Source organism: Aquimarina muelleri DSM 19832, assembly GCF_000430665.1.
In the GTDB taxonomy this organism is placed as follows: domain Bacteria; phylum Bacteroidota; class Bacteroidia; order Flavobacteriales; family Flavobacteriaceae; genus Aquimarina; species Aquimarina muelleri.
Map to the genome: position 1 here is coordinate 15,145 of NZ_AUML01000010.1, position 20,863 is coordinate 36,007.

At 34.9% G+C, this 20,863-nt stretch carries 29 protein-coding genes; 3 read left to right on the top strand and 26 right to left on the bottom strand.

Going from position 1 to position 20,863, the window contains the following annotated elements; genetic code table 11:
* Positions 1-79: 79 nt before the first annotated feature.
* The 26 genes from infA to rpsL all read right to left on the bottom strand — a co-directional run bounded on the left by infA (position 80) and on the right by rpsL (position 13,945).
* Positions 80-295 (bottom strand): translation initiation factor IF-1, encoded by a 216-nt coding sequence (gene infA / locus H527_RS0106560; protein WP_010181908.1) that lies wholly within the window; start codon positions 293-295, stop codon positions 80-82.
* Positions 295-1,632 carry a preprotein translocase subunit SecY gene (secY, locus tag H527_RS0106565; protein ID WP_027411962.1) on the bottom strand — a complete coding sequence of 446 codons (1,338 nt, stop codon included), beginning with the start codon at positions 1,630-1,632 and terminating at the stop codon, positions 295-297. Before secY ends, infA begins: the two co-directional genes overlap by 1 nt.
* Positions 1,633-1,643: 11 nt before the next feature.
* On the bottom strand, positions 1,644-2,096 hold the full coding sequence (rplO, locus tag H527_RS0106570) for a 50S ribosomal protein L15 (protein WP_027411963.1): 453 nt from the start codon (positions 2,094-2,096) through the stop codon (positions 1,644-1,646).
* Between the two features lie 9 nt (positions 2,097-2,105).
* On the bottom strand, positions 2,106-2,285 hold the full coding sequence (rpmD, locus tag H527_RS0106575; RefSeq protein WP_024770862.1) for a 50S ribosomal protein L30: 180 nt from the start codon (positions 2,283-2,285) through the stop codon (positions 2,106-2,108).
* A gap of 11 nt (positions 2,286-2,296) precedes the next feature.
* On the bottom strand, positions 2,297-2,821 hold the full coding sequence (rpsE, locus tag H527_RS0106580) for a 30S ribosomal protein S5 (protein WP_027411964.1): 525 nt from the start codon (positions 2,819-2,821) through the stop codon (positions 2,297-2,299).
* A 6-nt stretch (positions 2,822-2,827) separates the two neighbouring features.
* Complete coding sequence (rplR, locus tag H527_RS0106585; protein WP_027411965.1) at positions 2,828-3,184, bottom strand: 50S ribosomal protein L18; 357 nt, start codon at positions 3,182-3,184, stop codon at positions 2,828-2,830.
* Between the two features lie 11 nt (positions 3,185-3,195).
* Positions 3,196-3,738, bottom strand: coding sequence for a 50S ribosomal protein L6 (gene rplF / locus H527_RS0106590; protein WP_027411966.1), 543 nt, complete (start codon positions 3,736-3,738; stop codon positions 3,196-3,198).
* A 20-nt stretch (positions 3,739-3,758) separates the two neighbouring features.
* The gene (rpsH, locus tag H527_RS0106595; protein ID WP_027411967.1) at positions 3,759-4,157 is read right to left on the bottom strand and encodes a 30S ribosomal protein S8; all 399 of its coding nucleotides are present in this window, start codon (positions 4,155-4,157) and stop codon (positions 3,759-3,761) included.
* A 22-nt stretch (positions 4,158-4,179) separates the two neighbouring features.
* Positions 4,180-4,449: a 30S ribosomal protein S14 gene (gene rpsN / locus H527_RS0106600; protein WP_027411968.1), complete on the bottom strand. Its 270-nt coding sequence runs from the start codon at positions 4,447-4,449 to the stop codon at positions 4,180-4,182.
* 2 nt (positions 4,450-4,451) lie between these two features.
* Positions 4,452-5,003 carry a 50S ribosomal protein L5 gene (gene rplE, locus H527_RS0106605; RefSeq protein ID WP_027411969.1) on the bottom strand — a complete coding sequence of 184 codons (552 nt, stop codon included), beginning with the start codon at positions 5,001-5,003 and terminating at the stop codon, positions 4,452-4,454.
* Between the two features lie 2 nt (positions 5,004-5,005).
* Positions 5,006-5,317, bottom strand: coding sequence for a 50S ribosomal protein L24 (gene rplX / locus H527_RS0106610; RefSeq protein ID WP_027411970.1), 312 nt, complete (start codon positions 5,315-5,317; stop codon positions 5,006-5,008).
* A gap of 13 nt (positions 5,318-5,330) precedes the next feature.
* Complete coding sequence (gene rplN / locus H527_RS0106615; protein ID WP_027411971.1) at positions 5,331-5,699, bottom strand: 50S ribosomal protein L14; 369 nt, start codon at positions 5,697-5,699, stop codon at positions 5,331-5,333.
* A 2-nt stretch (positions 5,700-5,701) separates the two neighbouring features.
* A complete protein-coding gene (gene rpsQ, locus H527_RS0106620; RefSeq protein ID WP_024770871.1) occupies positions 5,702-5,959 on the bottom strand; it encodes a 30S ribosomal protein S17 in 258 nt (85 codons plus the stop codon).
* Positions 5,960-5,971: 12 nt separating this feature from the next.
* Positions 5,972-6,166 (bottom strand): 50S ribosomal protein L29, encoded by a 195-nt coding sequence (gene rpmC, locus H527_RS0106625; protein WP_027411972.1) that lies wholly within the window; start codon positions 6,164-6,166, stop codon positions 5,972-5,974.
* 13 nt (positions 6,167-6,179) lie between these two features.
* Complete coding sequence (gene rplP, locus H527_RS0106630; RefSeq protein ID WP_027411973.1) at positions 6,180-6,599, bottom strand: 50S ribosomal protein L16; 420 nt, start codon at positions 6,597-6,599, stop codon at positions 6,180-6,182.
* A gap of 20 nt (positions 6,600-6,619) precedes the next feature.
* Positions 6,620-7,348 carry a 30S ribosomal protein S3 gene (gene rpsC / locus H527_RS0106635; RefSeq protein ID WP_027411974.1) on the bottom strand — a complete coding sequence of 243 codons (729 nt, stop codon included), beginning with the start codon at positions 7,346-7,348 and terminating at the stop codon, positions 6,620-6,622.
* 8 nt (positions 7,349-7,356) lie between these two features.
* Positions 7,357-7,764 (bottom strand): 50S ribosomal protein L22, encoded by a 408-nt coding sequence (rplV, locus tag H527_RS0106640; protein ID WP_027411975.1) that lies wholly within the window; start codon positions 7,762-7,764, stop codon positions 7,357-7,359.
* A gap of 8 nt (positions 7,765-7,772) precedes the next feature.
* Entirely contained in the window at positions 7,773-8,051 is a 279-nt protein-coding gene (gene rpsS / locus H527_RS0106645) for a 30S ribosomal protein S19 (protein ID WP_019386271.1), read from the bottom strand.
* Positions 8,052-8,057: 6 nt separating this feature from the next.
* Complete coding sequence (rplB, locus tag H527_RS0106650) at positions 8,058-8,882, bottom strand: 50S ribosomal protein L2 (protein WP_027411976.1); 825 nt, start codon at positions 8,880-8,882, stop codon at positions 8,058-8,060.
* Between the two features lie 9 nt (positions 8,883-8,891).
* Positions 8,892-9,182 carry a 50S ribosomal protein L23 gene (gene rplW / locus H527_RS0106655; protein ID WP_027411977.1) on the bottom strand — a complete coding sequence of 97 codons (291 nt, stop codon included), beginning with the start codon at positions 9,180-9,182 and terminating at the stop codon, positions 8,892-8,894.
* Positions 9,183-9,187: 5 nt separating this feature from the next.
* Positions 9,188-9,817 (bottom strand): 50S ribosomal protein L4, encoded by a 630-nt coding sequence (rplD, locus tag H527_RS0106660; protein WP_027411978.1) that lies wholly within the window; start codon positions 9,815-9,817, stop codon positions 9,188-9,190.
* Positions 9,817-10,434: a 50S ribosomal protein L3 gene (gene rplC / locus H527_RS0106665; protein ID WP_027411979.1), complete on the bottom strand. Its 618-nt coding sequence runs from the start codon at positions 10,432-10,434 to the stop codon at positions 9,817-9,819. Before rplC ends, rplD begins: the two co-directional genes overlap by 1 nt.
* Before the next feature lie 183 nt (positions 10,435-10,617).
* A complete protein-coding gene (gene rpsJ, locus H527_RS0106670) occupies positions 10,618-10,923 on the bottom strand; it encodes a 30S ribosomal protein S10 (RefSeq protein WP_010181931.1) in 306 nt (101 codons plus the stop codon).
* A gap of 11 nt (positions 10,924-10,934) precedes the next feature.
* Complete coding sequence (gene fusA / locus H527_RS0106675; RefSeq protein WP_027411980.1) at positions 10,935-13,061, bottom strand: elongation factor G; 2,127 nt, start codon at positions 13,059-13,061, stop codon at positions 10,935-10,937.
* A gap of 10 nt (positions 13,062-13,071) precedes the next feature.
* Positions 13,072-13,548: a 30S ribosomal protein S7 gene (rpsG, locus tag H527_RS0106680; RefSeq protein ID WP_027411981.1), complete on the bottom strand. Its 477-nt coding sequence runs from the start codon at positions 13,546-13,548 to the stop codon at positions 13,072-13,074.
* 22 nt (positions 13,549-13,570) lie between these two features.
* Positions 13,571-13,945, bottom strand: a complete 375-nt coding sequence (gene rpsL / locus H527_RS0106685; protein WP_024770883.1) for a 30S ribosomal protein S12 — start codon at positions 13,943-13,945, stop codon at positions 13,571-13,573.
* Between the two features lie 894 nt (positions 13,946-14,839).
* On the opposite strand from rpsL, the gene H527_RS0106690 reads away from it, so the two are divergent.
* From H527_RS0106690 to H527_RS0106700, 3 genes are read left to right on the top strand one after another with little or no spacing between them, the layout of a single operon-like run.
* Positions 14,840-18,097 (top strand): SusC/RagA family TonB-linked outer membrane protein, encoded by a 3,258-nt coding sequence (locus H527_RS0106690; RefSeq protein WP_027411982.1) that lies wholly within the window; start codon positions 14,840-14,842, stop codon positions 18,095-18,097.
* A gap of 10 nt (positions 18,098-18,107) precedes the next feature.
* Entirely contained in the window at positions 18,108-19,820 is a 1,713-nt protein-coding gene (locus tag H527_RS0106695) for a SusD/RagB family nutrient-binding outer membrane lipoprotein (RefSeq protein ID WP_027411983.1), read from the top strand.
* Between the two features lie 13 nt (positions 19,821-19,833).
* Positions 19,834-20,703: a hypothetical protein gene (locus tag H527_RS0106700; protein WP_155837823.1), complete on the top strand. Its 870-nt coding sequence runs from the start codon at positions 19,834-19,836 to the stop codon at positions 20,701-20,703.
* The last annotated feature ends 160 nt before the right edge of the window (positions 20,704-20,863 follow it).

Here is a 20,863-nt window from a genome sequence, read left to right on the forward strand (position 1 = left end):
TGGAAGGAATCAGTAACAAGATTTTTCAGCCCGCAAAAGTACATAAAAAATCTTAATTAACTAATATATTAATACACTATTAATATCTATATGTAATACGAGCCTTTGATAAATCATAAGGACTCATTTCTAATTTAACCTTATCACCTGGTAATAATTTAATATAATGCATTCGCATTTTACCAGAGATATGAGCTGTCACTACATGACCATTTTCTAATTCCACTCTAAACATTGCGTTAGACAATGCTTCGATTATACTACCATCTTGCTCTATTGCAGGTTGTTTTGCCATTATGCTACTGCTTTACGATTTTTACCAGTTTTCATTAATCCATCATAATGTCTATTCAATAAATATGAATTAATTTGTTGCATTGTATCTATAGCTACCCCAACCATAATAAGTAAAGAGGTACCTCCAAAAAATAATGCCCACCCTTGTTGAACGTTTAACAATTTAACTGCTATTGCAGGAAATATTGCTACTAAAGCTAAAAATATAGATCCTGGCAAAGTAATTTGAGACATAATCTTATCTAAATATTCAGAAGTTTCACTTCCTGGACGAATACCAGGAATAAAACCACCACTTCGCTTTAAGTCATCCGCCATCTTATTAGTAGGGACTGTAATTGCAGTATAAAAATAAGTAAAGATAATAATTAATAGCGCAAATACTAGGTTATACCATAGCCCAAAAATATCACTAAATGCAGCTTTTACACCCTGAGAAAATTCAGAATCAGAAAGACTTGCAACTGCTGAAGGAACAAACATAATTGCTTGAGCAAAAATGATTGGCATTACTCCAGAAGCATTAAGCTTTAATGGTATATACTGACGAGAACCGAAAACATTTTTTTCGTAGCCTCCTCCTGCTGTTCTTCTAGCGTATTGAACAGGTATCTGACGAACAGCCATTACCAATAGCACAGATGCCAAAATAACAACAAACCAGATAACCAACTCTATAAGCACCATAATCATTCCTCCACTATCACCAGATGTTCTTGATGCAAAATTCTGAACAAACGATTGTGGTAATGTTGCTATAATACCAACCATAATCAATAGAGAAATACCGTTACCGATACCTTTATCCGTAATTCTTTCTCCTAACCACATTGAAAAAATACAACCAGTAGATATAATGATAACTGAAGACACAACAAAAACGGTTTGATTAGGTATCACAAAGGCTTCTGGTGGTAATGTTGCAAACAAATTATAAATATACCCAGGCCCTTGAACCAAAGTTATAGCAATAGTTAGCCAACGGGTAATTTGATTAATCTTTTTTCTACCACTTTCTCCTTCTTTTTGTAGTTTTTGTAAATAAGGAATAGCAATCCCCATTAATTGCACTACGATTGAAGCTGATATATATGGCATAATACCTAAAGCAAATACCGAAGCGTTAGCAAAAGCTCCTCCTGTAAATGCATTAAGCAATCCTAACAAACCATCTTGGGTTTGTGTTCCCAGATTTGCTAATTCTGAAGCATCTACTCCCGGAAGTACAACTTGTGCTCCAAATCGATATACTAAAAGTAATCCTAGAGTAACTAAGATTCTATTTTTTAGTTCTTCGATTTTCCAAATGTTTTTTATTGTGTCAATAAATTTCATGAAATTGTCAATTATAAGGTTACTGCTTCACCACCTGCTGCTTCTATAGCAGCTTTTGCAGTGGCTGTAAATTTATGAGCTGAAACTTTTAATTTAGCTTTCAACTCACCTCTTCCCAATATTTTAACCAAATCATTTTTCCCCGCAAGACGTGTAGCTAAAATCAAATCCAGATCTACAGTATCTTTAATTTTTCCATCATCTACTAATTTTTGTAGTGTGTCTAAATTAATCCCCTGATACTCTTTTCTGTTGATGTTCTTGAATCCAAATTTTGGGACACGTCTTTGAAGTGGCATTTGCCCTCCTTCAAAACCTATCTTTTTAGAATACCCAGAACGTGATTTTGCTCCTTTATGTCCACGAGTAGAAGTTCCTCCTTTACCAGAACCTTGTCCACGACCTACTCGCTTGCCATCGTTTTTTACCGAACCTGCAGCAGGTTTTAAGTTACTTAAATCCATGTGCTTTTATTATTTTGTTTCTATAGAAACTAAATGTTTAACTTTATTTACCATCCCAAGGATATTAGGAGTATCTTCATGCTCCACAACCTGGCCGATCTTTTTAAGACCTAGAGCCTCTAGAGTTCTCTTTTGTCTCTGAGTACGGTTAATCGCACTTTTTACTTTAGTAATTTTAATCTTTGCCATCGTTCCTAAATTTATCCTTTAAACACTTTCTCAAGTGAAACACCACGTTGAGCTGCTACTTGTTGCGCACTACGCATTTGTAACAAAGCATCAAACGTTGCTTTCACCACATTGTGTGGGTTAGACGATCCTTGGTTTTTAGAAAGTACATCATGTACTCCAACAGATTCTAATACTGCACGGATAGCACCACCAGCAATTACTCCTGTACCCGTCGCTGCAGGCATTAGTAATACTCTTGCTCCACCGTACTTACCTTTTTGTTCATGAGGCAATGTACCTTTATGTAATGGAATACGAACTAAATTCTTTTTTGCATCTTCTACTGCCTTAGAAATAGCTTCTGCTACTTCTTTAGATTTCCCTAAACCGTGACCTACAACTCCTTTTTCGTCACCTACAACAACTATTGCAGAAAAGCCAAATGCTCTACCACCCTTAGTTACTTTGGTTACACGTTGCACACCAACTAAACGATCTTTAAGTTCAAGTCCGCTTGGCTTTACTAATTCTGCGTTTTTATATTTTTGATACATAATTTCTTAGAATTTAAGTCCTGCTTCTCTAGCACCGTCTGCTAATGATTTTACTCTACCGTGATACAAATATCCTCCTCTATCAAAGGATACTGTTTCTATACCAGCTTTCATTGCTTTTTCGGCAAGTGCTTTTCCAACCAAGCTTGCTTTTTCTATTTTATTTCCAGCTACCGAAGCTATATCTTTATCTCTTGAAGAAGCTGCACTGATTGTTTTACCAGATACGTCATCTATGACTTGAGCATAGATTTCTTTATTACTTCTAAAAACAGATAATCTAGGACGTTGCTCTGTTCCACTTACATTACCGCGGATACGCTTTCTTATCTTTAATCTTCTTAAATCTTTTGAGAATGCCATAACGTTAATCATTATGCAGATTTACCTGCTTTTCTTCTTAATTGTTCTCCTACGAATTTAACTCCTTTTCCTTTATAAGGCTCTGGCTTACGGAAACCTCTAATCTTAGCTGCTACCTGTCCTACCAATTGCTTATCGTATGAAGTTAATTTCACTATAGGGTTCTTACCTTTTTCTGAAATAGTCTCAACTTTAACTTCTGGAGCTAAGTCAAGTACTATATTGTGAGAGAATCCTAAGGCCAAATCTAATTTTTGACCTTGGTTAGAAGCTCTATAACCAACTCCTACTAATTCTAACTCTTTAGTAAACCCTTCGGAAACACCTTGTATCATATTACTAATCAAAGAACGGTACAAACCATGCTTTGCTTTATGATCTTTGATTTCGCTAGGTCTTTCTAGAATTACTTGACCATCCTCAATCTTTACATTGATACTGTCAATTTCTTGAGTAAGTTCTCCTAATTTTCCTTTAACAGTAACAATATTACCTGTCACTTCAACAGTGACACCAGACGGAATAGTTACTGGATTTTTTCCTATTCTTGACATTTCTTTTGTCTTTTTTACTGTTAATAAACGTAGCAAAGTACTTCTCCTCCTACATTCTCTTGTTTTGCCTGTTTACCAGTCATAACACCGTGAGAAGTAGAAACTATTGCAACACCTAATCCGTTAAGAATTCTAGGAATATTATCAGAACCTGAATATTTACGTAAACCTGGTTTACTTATTCTCTGTAATTGTTTTATTACAGGTTCTTTTGTAATCTTATCGTATTTAAGTGCTATCTTAATAGTACCTTGAACTGTATTATCTTCAAATTTATAACTTAAAATATATCCTTGATCGAATAATATTTTAGTGATTTCTTTTTTAACCTTTGATGCTGGTATCTCAACAACTCTATGTTGAGCACTATTTGCATTACGAATTCTGGTTAAATAATCTGCTATAGGATCTGTATTCATTGTTATCTCCTTTAAAATATTATTACCAACTAGCTTTTGTTACTCCTGGAATTAATCCTTGATTAGCCATCTCTCTGAATGTTACACGAGAAATTCCAAACTGACGCATATATCCTTTTGGTCTTCCTGTTAACTTACAACGATTATGCTTACGAACTGGAGAAGCATTTTTAGGTAACTTTTGTAATGCTTCATAGTCTCCAGCTTCTTTCAAAGCTTTACGTTTTTCAGCATATTTAGCTACTGTTTTTGCTCTCTTCACCTCACGGGCTTTCATTGATTCTTTAGCCATAATTAATTCTTTTTAAAAGGTAAACCTAGTTGGGTTAACAATGATTTTGCTTCTTTATCTGTGCTAGCTGAAGTTTCAAAAGTAATATTCATTCCTGAAATTTTATTTACTTTATCAATATCAATCTCTGGAAAAATAATTTGCTCAGTAATTCCTAAAGAGTAATTACCTCTCCCGTCGAAACCTGTAGCTTTAATTCCTCCAAAATCTCTCACACGTGGTAAAGCTGAAGTAATTAAACGATCTAAGAATTCATACATTCTTTCTCCACGTAAGGTAACTTTAGCCCCAATTGGCATTCCTTTACGTAATTTGAAAGTAGCAATATCCTTTTTAGACATAGTCGCTATTGCTTTTTGACCAGTGATTGTTGTTAATTCATCTACTGCGTGATCAATTAGCTTTTTATCTGCTACTGCTGCTCCAACACCTCTACTAACAACTATTTTTTTTAGTTTAGGTACTTGCATTATATTGTTGTAGCTAAACTCTTCTGTAAGAGCAGACACTACTCTGTCTTTATACTCTTGTTTTAATCTTGGGATATAAGCCATAACTATATTACTTCATTAGATTTTTTAGAAAATCTCACTTTCTTATCTCCTTCTACTCTATATCCTACTCTAGTTGTCTCTCCTTTTAAGGTTAACAACGATAAGTTAGAGATATGAATAGGTGCTTCTTGTTTTACTATTCCTCCTTGTGGATTAGTAGCACTAGGTTTCTGGTGTTTAGAAACTAAATTAACACCTTCTACAACTGCCTTGTTTTTGTCCTTCAATACTTTTTGTACCACACCCTCTTGACCTTTATTGTCTCCAGCGATTACACGTACTGTATCTCCTGATTTTATTTTTAGCTTTGTCATCTTTACAAATGTTTTAAAGCACTTCTGGCGCTAGTGAAACAATCTTCATGAATTGCTTATCACGAAGTTCTCTTGCAACAGGACCAAATACTCTAGTTCCTCTCATTTCTCCTGCAGGGTTCAATAGAACACAAGCATTATCGTCAAAACGGATATAAGAACCATCTGGTCTGCGCACTTCTTTTTTAGTACGAACTACAACTGCAGTTGAAACAGCTCCTTTTTTAATGTTTCCATTTGGAGTTGCTTCTTTAACACTGACAACTATCTTGTCTCCTACAGAGGCGTATCTTCTTCCTGTACCACCTAAAACACGGATTACCAAAACTTCTTTTCCTCCTGTGTTATCGGCTACTTTTAATCTAGACTCTTGTTGTACCATAATTACTTCGCTCTTTCAATTACTTCTACTAATCTCCAGCACTTGGTTTTACTCATAGGTCTTGTTTCCATGATCTTTACAGTATCACCAATATTGCAGTCGTTTTTCTCATCGTGTGCAACGTATTTTTTCGTTTTTAACACGAACTTTCCGTACATTGGGTGTTTTACTTTTTTAACTTCGGCAACTACAATTGATTTTTGCATTTTGTTGCTAGTAACAACACCTATACGTTCTTTTCTTAAATTTCTTTTTTCCATCTTTCAGCAGAATTAACCGTTTAATTCTCTTTTTGTTAGCTCTGTAGCTATTCTCGCTATAGATCTTCTAACTTTACGTAATTGTAAAGGATTTTCTAAAGGAGACATTGCGTGAGCCATTCTTAAATCTGAATACGCTTTTTGAGATTTACCAAGTTCCTCTTGTAATTCAGCTGTAGATAATTCTTTTACTTCTGATTGTTTCATAATCTCTCAAATATTAAGCTTGATAATCTCTAGCTACGATAAACTTAGTTTTTACAGGAAGTTTTTGTGCTGCCAGACGTAAAGCTTCTTTAGCTACGTCGTAAGGCACTCCACTTATTTCAAATAATATTCTTCCTGGTTTTACTACTGCTGCCCAATACTCAACAGCACCTTTTCCTTTACCCATACGTACTTCAAGAGGTTTCTTTGTAATTGGCTTGTCTGGGAAAATTTTAATCCACAGAGATCCTTCTCTTTTCATATAACGAGTAGCAGAAATACGAGCTGCTTCTATCTGTCTGGCAGTAACAAAACTTGAATCTAATGATTTTATTCCGAAAGTTCCGTTAGAAAGCGTATGTCCTCTTTGGGAAATACCTTTCATACGTCCTTTTTGTTGTTTACGGAATTTTGTTCTTTTAGGCTGTAACATTGTTAATTTACTTTAAAAAATTACTTTCTACGACGTGATTTGTTATTACCACTTCGTCCACCTTTGTTGCTATCACCTTTTCCTTGCTTTTTGGATAAACCAACCAAAGGAGAAAGCTCTCTTTTACCATACACTTCACCTTTCATGATCCATACTTTGATACCCAATCTACCATAAGTAGTGTGTGCTTCAACTAAAGCATAATCTATGTCAGCTCTAAATGTAGATAAAGGAATACGACCTTCTTTATAAGACTCTGCACGTGCCATCTCTGCACCATTCAAACGTCCTGAAATCTGAATTTTAATACCTTCTGAATTCATTCTCATCGCAGCCGCAATAGCCATTTTAATAGCACGACGATATGAAATACGGTTTTCGATTTGTCTTGCAACACTAGACCCTACCAAAAACGCATCTAACTCTGGTCTTTTGATTTCAAAAATATTGATCTGAACTTCCTTTTCGGTAATTTTCTTAAGCTCTTCTTTTAACTTGTCTACCTCTTGACCGCCTTTTCCGATAATAATACCAGGTCTAGCAGTAGTGATAGTAACGGTTACAAGTTTAAGAGTACGCTCAATAATTACTCTTGATACACTAGCTTTAGATAAACGTGCGTGTACATATTTTCTAATCTTATCGTCTTCGGCAAGTTTATCACCGTAGTCATTGCCTCCGTACCAGTTGGACTCCCATCCTCTGATAATACCTAGGCGATTTCCGATTGGATTTGTCTTCTGTCCCATAGTTTATATTAGCTTTGTGTATTATTGTTTGCTGCAACCACGATAGTAACGTGATTAGAGCGTTTTCTTATTCTGTGTGCGCGACCCTGTGGAGCAGGACGAAGTCTTTTCAACATACTTCCTCCATCTACACGAATCTCTTTTACAAAAAGATCTGCATCTTCGATGCTAGCGTCTTCGTTTTTCGCTTGCCAGTTTGCTATCGCAGAAAGCAATAGTTTTTCCAGACGACGCGATGCTTCTTTAGGGTTAAATCTAAGAATCTGAAGCGCTTTTTCAACTTTTACACCACGTACTAAATCTGCAACTAAACGCATCTTACGAGGTGAAGTAGGGCAGTTATTAAGTTTTGCAAAAGCAATTTGCTTTTTTTCTTCCTTAATTCTTTCTGCCATTTCTCTTTTACGAACTCCCATGACTTAAATTATTTTTTACCTTTATTTTTAGCACCTGCGTGTCCTCTAAAGGAACGTGTTGGCGAAAATTCTCCTAATTTATGACCTACCATGTTCTCGGTAACATATACCGGTACAAATTGGCGACCATTATGAACTGCGATTGTTTGCCCTACGAAGTCAGGAGTAATCATAGATGCTCTAGACCAAGTCTTTATAACAGACTTTTTGTTAGCTTCTACATTTGCAGCTACTTTTTTCTCTAACTTATAGTGAACGTAAGGTCCTTTTTTTAATGAACGTGCCATATCTTATTATTTCTTTCTACGTTCTACAATATATTTATTACTCGCTTTCGTCTTAGAACGGGTTCTGTAACCTTTTGCAGGAAGACCTTTTCTAGAACGAGGATGACCTCCAGAAGAACGACCTTCTCCACCACCCATTGGGTGATCAACAGGGTTCATTGCTACTGGTCTTGTACGTGGACGACGACCTAGCCATCTTGTTCTACCTGCTTTACCTCCAACGATCAACTGATGATCACTGTTAGACACCGCTCCTATGGTAGCTACACAATTAACTAATATCATTCTTACTTCTCCAGAAGGCAATTTAACCGTAGCAAATTTACCATCTCTAGCCATTAGCTGTGCAAATGAACCTGCGCTACGTGCCATAACAGCACCTTGACCTGGACGTAATTCTATACAAGAAATGATGGTTCCTAAAGGGATATCACTAAGAGGCATTGCGTTACCTATTTCAGGAGCAACATTATTTCCTGAAACAACGTTCTGACCTACTTGAAGACCATTTTGAGCGATAACATAGCGTTTTTCACCATCTTGATAATTCAACAACGCTATAAATGCAGTTCTGTTTGGATCGTATTCTATTGTAGAAACGGTAGCAGGAACACCCTGCTTATCTCGTTTAAAATCAATAATACGATACCTTCTTTTATGACCACCACCTTTATAGCGCATAGTCATTTTTCCTTGACTGTTTCTACCTCCAGATCTTTTTTTCGGAGCCAATAGGCTTTTTTCCGGCTTATCAGTAGTAATGGCGTCAAATCCATTAACTACTCTAAAACGCTGACCTGGGGTAATTGGTTTTAATTTTCTTACTGACATTTTTTAGTCTTAAAGATTACTATATAAATCAATTACTTCACCTTCCGCCACCTGTACAATTGCCTTTTTATAAGCGCTTGTTTTACCAGTAACCATACCCGTTTTTGTATAACGTGTACTACGATCTGGGCGGACGTTTATTGTACGAACTTTAGTAACAGATACACCATAAGCAGATTCTACTGCTTTTTTGATCTCTACCTTATTCGCTTTCTTGTCTACTACAAAACCATAGCGATTATAAACTTCACTATCCGCAGTAGCCTTTTCTGTAATAATAGGTTTTATTAAGATACTCATGGCTTCTATTTACTTAAATTCGTTTCAATTCCTTTCAAAGAACTCTCTAGAATGACTAAATTATTCACATTAAGTATTTTGTAAGTACTTAATTCTGAAGAAGTTATAACTTCTGAGGTTTTTAAATTGCGTGACGACAAATATACATTTTTATTTGACTCAGGCAACACAAACAAAGATTTTTTATTCTCAAGTCCTAAAGACTTTAAAACTGCTATAAAATTTTTCGTTTTTATTGTATCAAAAGTAAAGTCTTCGACTACCGTGATAGCTTTATCATTTGCCTTAATACTCAATGCTGATTTACGAGCAAGTTTCTTTAAATTTTTGTTTAATTTAAAAGAGTAGTTACGTGGTCTTGGACCAAAAATTCTACCTCCACCTTTAAACACAGGAGACTTTATACTTCCGGCTCTAGCCGTACCTGTTCCTTTTTGTTTCTTTATTTTTCTAGTACTACCTGCAATCTCTGCACGTTCCTTAGCTTTATGAGTACCTTGGCGTTGATTAGCCAAGTATTGCTTCACATCTAAGTACACAGCATGATCATTTGGTTCTATACCAAAAACAGCTTTAGAAAGGTCTACCTTTCTGCCTGTTTCTTTCCCGTTAATATCAATTACCGTTACTTCCATTACTTCTGAATCGTTACATACGTGTTTTTATGCCCAGGAACACATCCTTTAACAACAAGTAGATTCTTTTCAGGAACCACTTTTAACACCCTTAAGTTTTCAATTTTTACTTGATCTCCTCCCATTCTTCCTGCCATTTTCATTCCTTTAAAAACTCTTGCAGGATATGATGCGGCACCTATAGAACCTGGAGCTCTTAAACGGTTATGTTGACCATGAGTTGCTTGACCTACACCACCGAAGTTATGTCTCTTTACCACTCCTTGAAAACCTTTACCTTTAGAGGTTGCTGAAACATCAACAAATTCTCCTTCAGTAAAATGCTCTACCGTTACTGTATCTCCTAATTTGTACCCTTTTTCAAAACCTTTGAATTCGACAACTTTACGTTTAGCAACAGTTCCTGCTTTTTTAAAATGACCTAAGGCCGCTTTAGTAGCATTTTTGTCTGCTTTGTCATCGAAACCTAGCTGAATAGACTCATAGCCATCAACTTCTTCAGTTCTGACTTGGGTAATCACGCATGGTCCAGCTTCGATAACTGTACATGGAATGTTCTTTCCATTTTCGTCGAAGATGCTGGTCATACCGATCTTTTTTCCTATTAACCCAGACATATTTATTAATTATTAATTATTACTATTCTTATTTTAATTTTTTATAAACAAACAAAAAAACAGGGTCAAAACATTTCAACCCTGAATGTTTTTTATCGTTTTTCCCTTGCGCGCAGCTTGGGACATTTTTCGCTTTGACATCGCTAAGCGATCTTTATTAAGAAGAATTCTAGAAATTCAAAATTACACCTTAATCTCTACTTCCACCCCACTTGGTAACTCTAATTTCATTAACGCATCAATCGTTTTTGAAGAAGAACTATAGATATCCAAAAGTCTTTTATAAGAACTCAATTGAAATTGCTCTCTAGATTTTTTGTTTACGTGTGGTGAACGAAGTACTGTAAATATTTTTTTATGTGTTGGCAAAGGAATTGGCCCAGTTACTACAGCTCCTGTACTCTTTACCGTCTTTACGATTTTCTCTGCAGATTTATCTACTAAGTTGTGATCGTAAGATTTTAGTTTTATTCTGATTTTTTGACTCATTTCTGTAATAATTAAGCGTTAACTCCTTTTGCTGCTGCAATAACTTCTTCTGAAATATTAGAAGGGGTTTCAGCATAGTGAGAGAATTCCATTGTAGATGTTGCTCTACCAGATGATAATGTTCTTAATGTTGTTACATAACCAAACATTTCAGAAAGCGGAACAGTCGCTTTTACTGTTTTTGCACCTGCACGGTCCCCCATATCACTCACTTGCCCTCTACGACGGTTAAGATCACCTACGATATCACCCATGTTTTCTTCTGGAGTAATAACCTCTAACTTCATTATTGGCTCCATAATTACGGCTTTAGCAGCTTTTGCTGAATTCTTAAAACCTAATTTAGCAGCTAATTCGAAAGACAACTGATCTGAATCAACATCATGATAAGATCCATCCTTCAATGTCACTTTCATAGAATCTACTTCGTATCCTGCTAATGGACCATTTACCATTGCCATTTTAAATCCTTTTTCAATTGAAGGGATAAATTCTTTAGGAACGTTACCACCTTTAATAATAGACTCAAACTGCAATCCAACAACACCTTCATCAGCTGGCTCAATAGTAAACACAATATCTGCGAATTTACCACGACCACCAGATTGTTTCTTATAAACCTCTCTGTGATCTGCTGCAGCTGTAATAGCTTCTTTATATTCTACTTGCGGCTGACCTTGATTTACTTCAACTTTGAATTCACGTCTTAAACGATCTACAATAATATCTAAATGAAGTTCTCCCATTCCAGAAATAATTGTCTGTCCTGAAGCTTCATCAGTTCTAACTGTAAATGTAGGATCTTCTTCTGCTAATTTTGCTAACGACATACCCAGCTTATCAACATCTGCCTTTGTTTTAGGCTCCACTGCTATACCTATTACTGGATCAGGAAAATCCATAGACTCTAAAACAATAGGATGTTTTTCATCAGACATAGTATCACCGGTCTTGATATCCTTAAACCCTACTGCAGCTCCAATATCTCCAGCCTCGATATAATCAATTGCATTTTGTTTGTTAGAATGCATCTGATAAATACGAGAAATACGTTCTTTTTTACCTGAACGATTATTCAATATATAAGAACCTGCATCTAAACGACCTGAATATGCACGGAAAAATGCTAAACGACCCACGAAAGGATCAGTAGCTATCTTAAATGCTAAAGCAGCGAAAGGCTCTTTTGCATCAGGTTTACGTAATTCTTCTTTATCTGTATCTGGGTTTATCCCTACAATACCTTCTTTATCTGTTGGAGAAGGTAAATAACGACATACCGCATCTAATAGAAATTGAACTCCTTTATTTTTAAATGCTGACCCACAGATCATAGGGATAATAGACATATCCATTACAGCAGCACGAAGCGCAGCGTGCACTTCTTCTTCTGTAATTGAATCTTCATCTTCCATATATTTCTCTAAAAGATCTTCATCATAAGCAGCAACCTCTTCAATAAGCTTACCACGAAGAATTCTAGCTTCTTCTTTTAAATCCTCTGGAATATCAACAACATCAAAAGTAGCTCCCTGAGTATCATCATGCCATACTATAGCACGGTTTTTAACCAAGTCAACAATACCTTTAAAATCTGCTTCATCACCAATATTTAATACAATAGGAACTGCATTAGAACCTAACATATCTTTCACTTGCTGACAAACTGCCATAAAATTAGATCCTTGACGATCCATTTTATTTACAAATCCAATTCTTGGAACTTTATAATTATCTGCAAGTCTCCAGTTTGTTTCAGATTGTGGTTCCACACCATCTACTGCACTAAACAAGAAAACAAGACCATCTAAAACTCGAAGAGATCGATTTACTTCTACAGTAAAATCAACGTGTCCTGGAGTATCAATAATATTAAAATGATATCCCTTAGTCTCATCAACAGACTGTCCGTTTTCTAAAGGGAAATTCCAAGTACATGTTGTAGCAGCAGAAGTAATAGTAATACCTCTTTCTTGTTCTTGCTCCATCCAATCCATAGTCGCAGCACCATCATGAACTTCTCCAATCTTGTGACTTACTCCTGTATAATAAAGGATACGCTCTGTCGTAGTAGTCTTTCCTGCATCAATATGAGCAGCAATTCCTATATTTCTAGTATATTTTAAATCTCTAGCCATTTCTTAAGGATTAAAATCTAAAGTGTGAGAATGCTTTATTCGCTTCAGCCATCTTATGAGTATCTACTCTTTTCTTAACAGCTGCTCCTTCTTCTTTCTCTGCAGCTATAATTTCTGCAGCTAGTTTCTGAGCCATAGATTTCTCATTTCTTTTACGAGAAAACTGAATTAACCACTTCATAGCTGTAGATATTTTACGATCTGGTCTGATTGGATTAGGTATCTGAAAAGTAGCTCCTCCAACACGTCTGCTTCGTACCTCTACGTGAGGCATTACGTTAGATAACGCATCTTTCCACATTTCTAATGAAGTTTTTTCTTCGTTTTGTTTCTTTTCATCTATAATATCTATAGCATCATAGAATATTTTAAAAGCAGTTGACTTTTTACCATCCCACATCATCATATTAACGAAACGAGTCACTAATTGATCATTAAAACGTGGATCTGGCAAAATTGGTCTCTTTTTGGCCTTTCTTTTTCTCATGTCTTCTTCTTAAAGTTTTTAATTACTTCTTAGGGCGTTTTGCACCATACTTAGATCTACGTTGCGTTCTTCCTTCGACACCTGCGGTATCTAAAGCTCCACGAACAATATGATATCTAACTCCTGGTAAATCTTTTACCCTTCCACCTCTAACTAATACTATCGAGTGCTCTTGGAGGTTATGACCTTCACCACCGATATACGCGTTTACTTCTTTCCCGTTTGTTAACCTAACACGAGCTACTTTACGCATAGCTGAATTTGGTTTTTTAGGAGTTGTAGTATAAACACGCGTACAAACACCGCGGCGTTGCGGGCACGAATCCAAAGCAGCCGATTTACTCTTCTTAGTTATTTTGGCTCTACCTTTTCTTACTAATTGTGAAATTGTTGGCATAATTTGCTTTACACTGTTTTTATTATTTTTCCAAATATCCCTTTTAAAGGGCTGCAAAGGTAGGAATAATTTTCAGTAAATCAAATCTTAAGGGATTAATTTTAAAACATATCCGTCTTTTTTATTCAATTACATCTTAATTCTATCTTAGCTGAACGATTATAACTTTAAACTCCATAAGCGCATTTATGTTACCAAAACCACCCTCTATTTATTAACTAACTATAATCTTTCCTCAATACACCTCCAATCTGAACAAGACTTTTTCTTTTAACAACTACAATCAGCACACCTCTTTACAATTTCAGAAACACAAATAATACCCTACAAACATTACCACAGTATTTTTTCAGAATCAAAATTACATCTATTTAGTTGCTTAACTAAAAGTACTTAATAACTAATTTGACGTAAAAGACATTAAACAAAGATGGTTTTTCAGAAACAACACTCTTCTACATCAACAACCTTATCAACTATAATGATTTACACTAAAATAAACACAAACCTGAATACCTACTCCTCCAAAAACAATAATAATGTTTTCAAAAAGAATAAACAGACTATCAATCTAAAACAAAACATCTACTTCATCTTTGTTCTGATACAGAACAAAATATTAAGAAACCAAACTACACCCTATATATTTAATCTTTTTTTTAACAAATAAACCATTAAAATAAAAAACCAGTTTATCATAAAGACAGGCTTCAATAATAGTTACCTAAAAAACAAACTATTAACATTAATAAAATTAATTCACACAAAACTTACATATATCAATTATTATTATCATAAAATATTAATGAATAGTTAATTTTTTATGAAAAAAAATTGCTTAATAAAGATATTATTGTGATTTTTGACATTGGCTAATTCAAATAAATCATAAAAATGAGAACAAAGTTTAGTGGAATTCTAACGCTAATTCTAGCGTTTGTAGTGCAACTATCGTTTGCACAAGAAAAAACGATCTCTGGTAATGTGACAGACAATAGTGGTCTTCCTTTACCTGGAGTAAATATCGTTGTAAAAGGCACTGCTACAGGTACACAAACCGATTTTGATGGTAATTACACCATCAATGCAAATAGAGGTTCTGTGTTAACTTATAGTTACGTAGGTTTTGCCGCGAAAGAAATTGTTGTCGGAGACAGCAATAGAATTAATGTTCAATTATCAGAAGATGCAGCACAACTTGAAGAAGTTATTGTCACAGCACAAGGTATCCGGAGAGAGAAAAAATCTCTTGGTTATGCTGTAAGTACTGTTGCTAATGATAAAATTGAACAGAAAGCAGAGGCCGATCTAGGTCGTATCTTATCTGGTAAAGCCGCAGGAGTAAACATTACTTCTACCAACGGATTATCTGGTTCTGGAACTAATATCATTATTCGTGGGTATAGTTCTGTAACTGGTAGTAACCAGCCTCTTTTCGTTGTAGATGGTGTTCCTTTTGATGGAGGAACAAACACCCAAACAAATTTCCTTGACAACGTAACAGAATCTAGTAGATTTTTGGATTTAGATCCAAATTCAATTGAAAATGTTAACGTATTAAAAGGATTAAGTGCTACAACTTTATATGGTCAAGCTGGTAGTAACGGTGTTATTCTTATTACTACTAAAAATGGAGCAACAGCATCTTCAAAAGAAAAATTTGAAGTAACTCTTACTCAATCTATTTTTGCTTCTGAAGCTATTTTACCCAAATACCAAAATAATTATGGAGGTGGTTTTCATCAAAGTTACGGGTTCTTCTTTAGTAACTGGGGACCTTCTTTTAATGGTGATTTGTCTGCTAATCCAAATTTTATTGGTATAGCTCCTGATGGAACTACACTTGTAAATGGTCCTCTTGGAAATATTTCTGATCAAACCCTTAACATCGGTGTTGAAGATCAGATCGATACTCCATACAAATACCAACCATATAATAGTGTTGATGATTTTTTTAAAACAGGATATACTTCGACCACATCTATTAATATAGGGGGAGGATCCGAAAAAGGACGATTTAATTTAAGTTATACTCATTTAAATGATGAAGGTGTAACTCCTGGAAATACATTAAGAAGAAATAATATAGGATTAGGTGGTAGCGCTAAATTAGTAAACAAATTAACTGTTAGTGGAGTTATTAATTTTGCTTTAACAGATTTTAAATCTCCTCCTGTTGCTCCTAGTTTTGGATCAGGTACTAGTTTTGATGGAGGATCAGTCTTTGGTGATCTTTTATACACCCCTAGGAGTGTTAATTTATTTGGATTACCATTTCAAGCACAAGATGGGCGTAGTGTATACTACCGATCAGGAAATGATATACAAAATCCAAGATGGACTGTTGCTAACACTAAAGCAACACAAGAGGTTCGTAGAATATTTGGTAATGTTGCATTAAAATATGACATGAAAGATTGGCTAAGTCTTTCTTATCGTGTAGGTATTGATCAATACACAGAATCAAATACATATGGACAAAATAAAGGAGGGGTTGACGGGCAACAACTAGGGATTTACAGAACTACTGCTGTTGTAAATACTATTTGGGATCATACATTATCTTTAAATGCTAATAAAGATTTATCTGAAAATCTTAATTTAAATGTAAACCTTGGACTAAACCCAAGATATGAGAGTTTTGAAAGAGAAGGTGTAGAAAGTGTAGGACAATTATCATTCGGAGTTCTAGAACACTTTAATTTTGGAAGTCAATCATCATTTAACAGTTTTAGCAACCTTCCTATAGGACTTAAACAAACTGTGAATACTATTGGAATGTACTTTGATTCGACTTTAGGTTATAAAGACTTTCTTTATTTTAATGTATCTGGTCGTAACGACTGGTCTTCTACTCTAGAAAGAGGAAATAATTCTTTATTCTATCCTGCTACAAGTATTTCATTTGTGCCAACTTCTGCATTTGAAGGTTTAGCTGGGGATACATTAAATTACTTAAAACTTCGTTTCGGATATGGGTCTTCTGCTGGATTCCCTTTCCCATACAGTACCAGAAATGTTCTAGACCTTAACCCTAGAGGTTTTGTGACAGAAAATGGAGCTGCTATCCCAACTAATTCTGTTGCTGACAGATTAGGTAACCCTGATTTAAAACCTGAACTAGTTGGTGAATTTGAGCTTGGTATGGATACAAAATTTTTCAAACGTTTAGATTTCAATATAAGTGTATTTAGTAAAAAAACTACTGATTTATTGACCGATCAAGCATTAGACCCTGCAACCGGGTTTGATGTACAACAAGTAAATGCTGGAGAATTACAAACAAAAGGTATTGAGATAGATTATAATATTGATATTATAAGACCAAATGATGCTGATGGGTTTAAATGGAATTTGAGTGGTAATTTCTATGCTGATGAAAATGAAGTAAAAAACCTTGATGATAGTGTTGATAGAATCGCTCTTACTAATTTTGTTATTGGAGAAGGAGCAAACTTTGCTGTAGAAGGAAGACCTTATGGCGTTATTTTAGGTAGTACAGTAGCTAGAGATGCTAATGGGAACAGGCTTGTTGATAACGATGGAGCATACATTATAGATAATGATCTTAAAGAATTAGGGGATCCAAACCCAGATTGGACAACTAATCTTAACTCTAGTTTTAGCTATAAAGGATTCTCTTTTTATATGGATTGGCAATACCGCCATGGTGGTGATATATACTCTACTACTACTGCTTCTCTTATTGGACGTGGTGTAGTAGATAAAGATGATCCTCTTGACAGAGAAGCTTTATATGTACTTCCAGGGGTTGTTCAACAATTCAATAGCGATGGACAAGTTGTCGCAACAAACCCTAATACTACCCAAGTAACTGCTGCTAATGTAGGTTTTGACACTTATGGTTTTGGTGCAAATGAGTTTAAAATGTTTGATGGTTCAACTCTTAGACTTAATGAGTTAGCAGTTGGATACAAAATGCCTTCTAAGTTTTTAAACAACACTCCTTTTGGAAGCGTTTCAATCAAGGCATCTGGATATAATTTATGGTATAAAGCTTTTAATTTCCCAGAAGATGTTCGATTCGACACCAACTCTTTAAGTACAGGTGTTGGTAATGGATTAGGAATAGATTTCATTACAGGTCCTAGTGTTAGAAGATATGGGTTTAGTATTCAAGCAACGTTTTAATAAAAAAACTATGAAAAAATATAATATAACAAATACGATATTTAAATACTTTACTATCCCTTTAGTATTAATCGGTCTCGTAATAGTAACTAACTCTTGTGAGACAACCGAATTGGATCTTTTAGATAATCCTAGCAGATTACAACCTGATCAAGCATCTGAAGATTTATTTGTATCTGGAATACAATTAGGACTTACTGCCTTTTTTGATTCTGACAATACAGATAATTTTAATGGCGCAAATGAATTGGGCATGCAAGTAACCAGAATGATAGCTATGACTGGTGGTACTTCTTATCAAAATGCATATACGCCTGCAGATTTAAATGGTATGTATGCAGATGCATATACTGGTGTTATGATAGATATTCGAACACTAATTCCATTGGCTGAGGAAAAAGGTTTGTATACCCATCTTGGCATTGCTCAAGTTTCAGAAGCGTATATAATGATGACCTTAGTAGACTATTTTGGTGATTTCCCTTACGAGGAAGCTTTTTTAGGCTCAGAAAACACTAACCCTGGCCTAACACCTGGAAAAGATATTTATACCGCTATAGAGCAATTATTGATTGATGCTATTGTAAACTTTAATAAAGAAGAATCAGCAGATGTAGCTAATGATTTCTTTTATGGAGGAGATGAAAGTAAGTGGATAAAACTTGCTAACACTTTACGCCTAAAGTCATATCTACAAACTAGGCTAGTAGATGCTAATGCAGGAAATAAAATAACTGCAATTGTAACAGAAGGAAATTACATTCAATCATCTGCGGATGACTTTCAATTTAACTATTCTACTACCGACGTTAATCCAGATAGCAGACACCCTTTATTTGGAATTAGTTTTGATAATGGCCCGTTAGATTATGTAGGTAACTGGTACATGAATGCTTTAGTAAATCAAAAAAACTTAGCTGATGCAAATATAAATGATCCTAGAAGACGTTATTATATATACAGACAGGAAACAGATTATACTGCTGCAGATGAACAGAAAAAACCATGTATTAGTGAAGACAGACCTGCGCACTACTCTACAGAAGAGACCTATTGTAATAGCGTAGGTAGTGGTTATTGGGGTAGAGATCATGGAGATGATGATGGTCTTCCACCAGATGATGCTTTAAGAACACTATTTGGCGTATATCCTGTAGGAGGTCCTTTTGATAATGATTCTGGTGCTAATGTTCGTAACAGAAATGTAGGTCTAAGAGGCGCGGGTAGTTCTATGATTATGTTATCATCTTACGTCCAATTTATGTTAGCAGAAGCTGCTTTAACAACTAGTTACAGTGGTGATGCGAGAGCACACCTAGACGCTGGTATTGCTCAATCAATTACCAAAGTATTAGCTTTTGGACAACAATTACCTGCAGATGAAATACCTTCATCTCTTGTTCCTTCAGCTTCTGACATTACTACTTATAAAGATGCAATACTAGAAAAATATGATGCACCAGGATTAGATGATGACGCAAAACTTGACATTATCATAGAACAATATTTCCTTGCTTTATGGCAAAATGGTGTAGAGGCATATAACACATATAGAAGAACAGGGAAACCAGACTTACAGCCTACATTATTAGCTACTCCTGGGGTATACATAAGGACATTTCCTTATCCTGACGCTCTTGTTAATAGAAATAGTAGCGTAGATAGCAAACCTATTTCTACGCAAGTGTTTTGGGATACTAACCCTGCAAACTTTATTGACTAAAAACAAAATAGATATGAAAAATACATATATAAAAATATTCTTTGTTCTTTTTGCATCTTTAGCAATTACTAGTTGCGAAGATGAAGACAAAAACCCACTATTTATTGATAGTGAACGTAGTAACGATGCTACATTTGTAACTATTGCTAAAGATCCTAATAATCTTGTAATTGATTTCACAAAACCAGAAACAAGTTACAAATTTACAATATCCGCTCCTGCAAATAATGTCGCAGAATATGATTTGAGAGTTAAACATATATCTAACGATGCAGTATCCAAAGTAGTATCTGTTAAAAAAGCCACATCTTTTCCTGCTGATTTTAGTATTACTAGAAATGATGTTGCTAATGCCTTAGGTGTAAATGCAGATAGTCTTATTCCTGGGGATGAGTTTAAATTTGAATCTACTGCCACAGGTACTAATGGTCAGACAGCTTCTTTTTCTAATTTAAATGGAGATTCTCGAGGTTCTGGTCAATTTCAAGGTTTTAACCACACGACCTCTATAATATGTCCTTTTGACACTTCTGATAACCCCTACGGGACATACACCGTTATAAGTGATGGATTTGTAGAAAACGAACCTGCAAACACTACTTTTGAAGTAATTCCTGGTCCAACTGATGATACTGCAATAGTAACTGGTTTATATACTGCTGAAAGAAGTTTTACTATGTCTATAAATTTAAATCTTGGTACCATTAATATAGAAAAACAAGTAGTTGCTGATACTTTTGATGGTTTTTCACTAGGAACAATTAATACAAACACTGATACAAGTTTCTTTTTCTCTTGTACTGGCAAAATTATATTAAATCTTCTTTACGCTGATAGCGATGGTGATTGGGGTGATTATAAACTTATTGCAAAGAAAAACTAAACCTTAAAATATATCTTCTAAAATAAAGATATCTATTTTTAGTTTTTAATGAATATCAAATCTCAGCAAACATATCGTTTGCTGAGATTTTTTTTACAAATTTAGTAATCTCTAATGCTACTAATACAATTTACGGATGAGAATTACGTATAAATAATTG

Excerpts from the sequence above, each read along its gene's own strand:
- infA (WP_010181908.1), bottom strand. The coding sequence starts at position 295 with ATGGCAAAACAACCTGCAATAGAGCAAGATGGTAGTATAATCGAAGCA.
- secY (WP_027411962.1), bottom strand. The coding sequence starts at position 1,632 with ATGAAATTTATTGACACAATAAAAAACATTTGGAAAATCGAAGAACTA.
- rplO (WP_027411963.1), bottom strand. The coding sequence starts at position 2,096 with ATGGATTTAAGTAACTTAAAACCTGCTGCAGGTTCGGTAAAAAACGAT.
- rpmD (WP_024770862.1), bottom strand. The coding sequence starts at position 2,285 with ATGGCAAAGATTAAAATTACTAAAGTAAAAAGTGCGATTAACCGTACT.
- rpsE (WP_027411964.1), bottom strand. The coding sequence starts at position 2,821 with ATGTATCAAAAATATAAAAACGCAGAATTAGTAAAGCCAAGCGGACTT.
- rplR (WP_027411965.1), bottom strand. The coding sequence starts at position 3,184 with ATGGCATTCTCAAAAGATTTAAGAAGATTAAAGATAAGAAAGCGTATC.
- rplF (WP_027411966.1), bottom strand. The coding sequence starts at position 3,738 with ATGTCAAGAATAGGAAAAAATCCAGTAACTATTCCGTCTGGTGTCACT.
- rpsH (WP_027411967.1), bottom strand. The coding sequence starts at position 4,157 with ATGAATACAGATCCTATAGCAGATTATTTAACCAGAATTCGTAATGCA.
- rpsN (WP_027411968.1), bottom strand. The coding sequence starts at position 4,449 with ATGGCTAAAGAATCAATGAAAGCCCGTGAGGTGAAGAGAGCAAAAACA.
- rplE (WP_027411969.1), bottom strand. The coding sequence starts at position 5,003 with ATGGCTTATATCCCAAGATTAAAACAAGAGTATAAAGACAGAGTAGTG.
- rplX (WP_027411970.1), bottom strand. The coding sequence starts at position 5,317 with ATGACAAAGCTAAAAATAAAATCAGGAGATACAGTACGTGTAATCGCT.
- rplN (WP_027411971.1), bottom strand. The coding sequence starts at position 5,699 with ATGGTACAACAAGAGTCTAGATTAAAAGTAGCCGATAACACAGGAGGA.
- rpsQ (WP_024770871.1), bottom strand. The coding sequence starts at position 5,959 with ATGGAAAAAAGAAATTTAAGAAAAGAACGTATAGGTGTTGTTACTAGC.
- rpmC (WP_027411972.1), bottom strand. The coding sequence starts at position 6,166 with ATGAAACAATCAGAAGTAAAAGAATTATCTACAGCTGAATTACAAGAG.
- rplP (WP_027411973.1), bottom strand. The coding sequence starts at position 6,599 with ATGTTACAGCCTAAAAGAACAAAATTCCGTAAACAACAAAAAGGACGT.
- rpsC (WP_027411974.1), bottom strand. The coding sequence starts at position 7,348 with ATGGGACAGAAGACAAATCCAATCGGAAATCGCCTAGGTATTATCAGA.
- rplV (WP_027411975.1), bottom strand. The coding sequence starts at position 7,764 with ATGGGAGTTCGTAAAAGAGAAATGGCAGAAAGAATTAAGGAAGAAAAA.
- rpsS (WP_019386271.1), bottom strand. The coding sequence starts at position 8,051 with ATGGCACGTTCATTAAAAAAAGGACCTTACGTTCACTATAAGTTAGAG.
- rplB (WP_027411976.1), bottom strand. The coding sequence starts at position 8,882 with ATGTCAGTAAGAAAATTAAAACCAATTACCCCAGGTCAGCGTTTTAGA.
- rplW (WP_027411977.1), bottom strand. The coding sequence starts at position 9,182 with ATGAGTATCTTAATAAAACCTATTATTACAGAAAAGGCTACTGCGGAT.
- rplD (WP_027411978.1), bottom strand. The coding sequence starts at position 9,817 with ATGGAAGTAACGGTAATTGATATTAACGGGAAAGAAACAGGCAGAAAG.
- rplC (WP_027411979.1), bottom strand. The coding sequence starts at position 10,434 with ATGTCTGGGTTAATAGGAAAAAAGATCGGTATGACCAGCATCTTCGAC.
- rpsJ (WP_010181931.1), bottom strand. The coding sequence starts at position 10,923 with ATGAGTCAAAAAATCAGAATAAAACTAAAATCTTACGATCACAACTTA.
- fusA (WP_027411980.1), bottom strand. The coding sequence starts at position 13,061 with ATGGCTAGAGATTTAAAATATACTAGAAATATAGGAATTGCTGCTCAT.
- rpsG (WP_027411981.1), bottom strand. The coding sequence starts at position 13,548 with ATGAGAAAAAGAAAGGCCAAAAAGAGACCAATTTTGCCAGATCCACGT.
- rpsL (WP_024770883.1), bottom strand. The coding sequence starts at position 13,945 with ATGCCAACAATTTCACAATTAGTAAGAAAAGGTAGAGCCAAAATAACT.
- H527_RS0106690 (WP_027411982.1), top strand. The coding sequence starts at position 14,840 with ATGAGAACAAAGTTTAGTGGAATTCTAACGCTAATTCTAGCGTTTGTA.
- H527_RS0106695 (WP_027411983.1), top strand. The coding sequence starts at position 18,108 with ATGAAAAAATATAATATAACAAATACGATATTTAAATACTTTACTATC.
- H527_RS0106700 (WP_155837823.1), top strand. The coding sequence starts at position 19,834 with ATGAAAAATACATATATAAAAATATTCTTTGTTCTTTTTGCATCTTTA.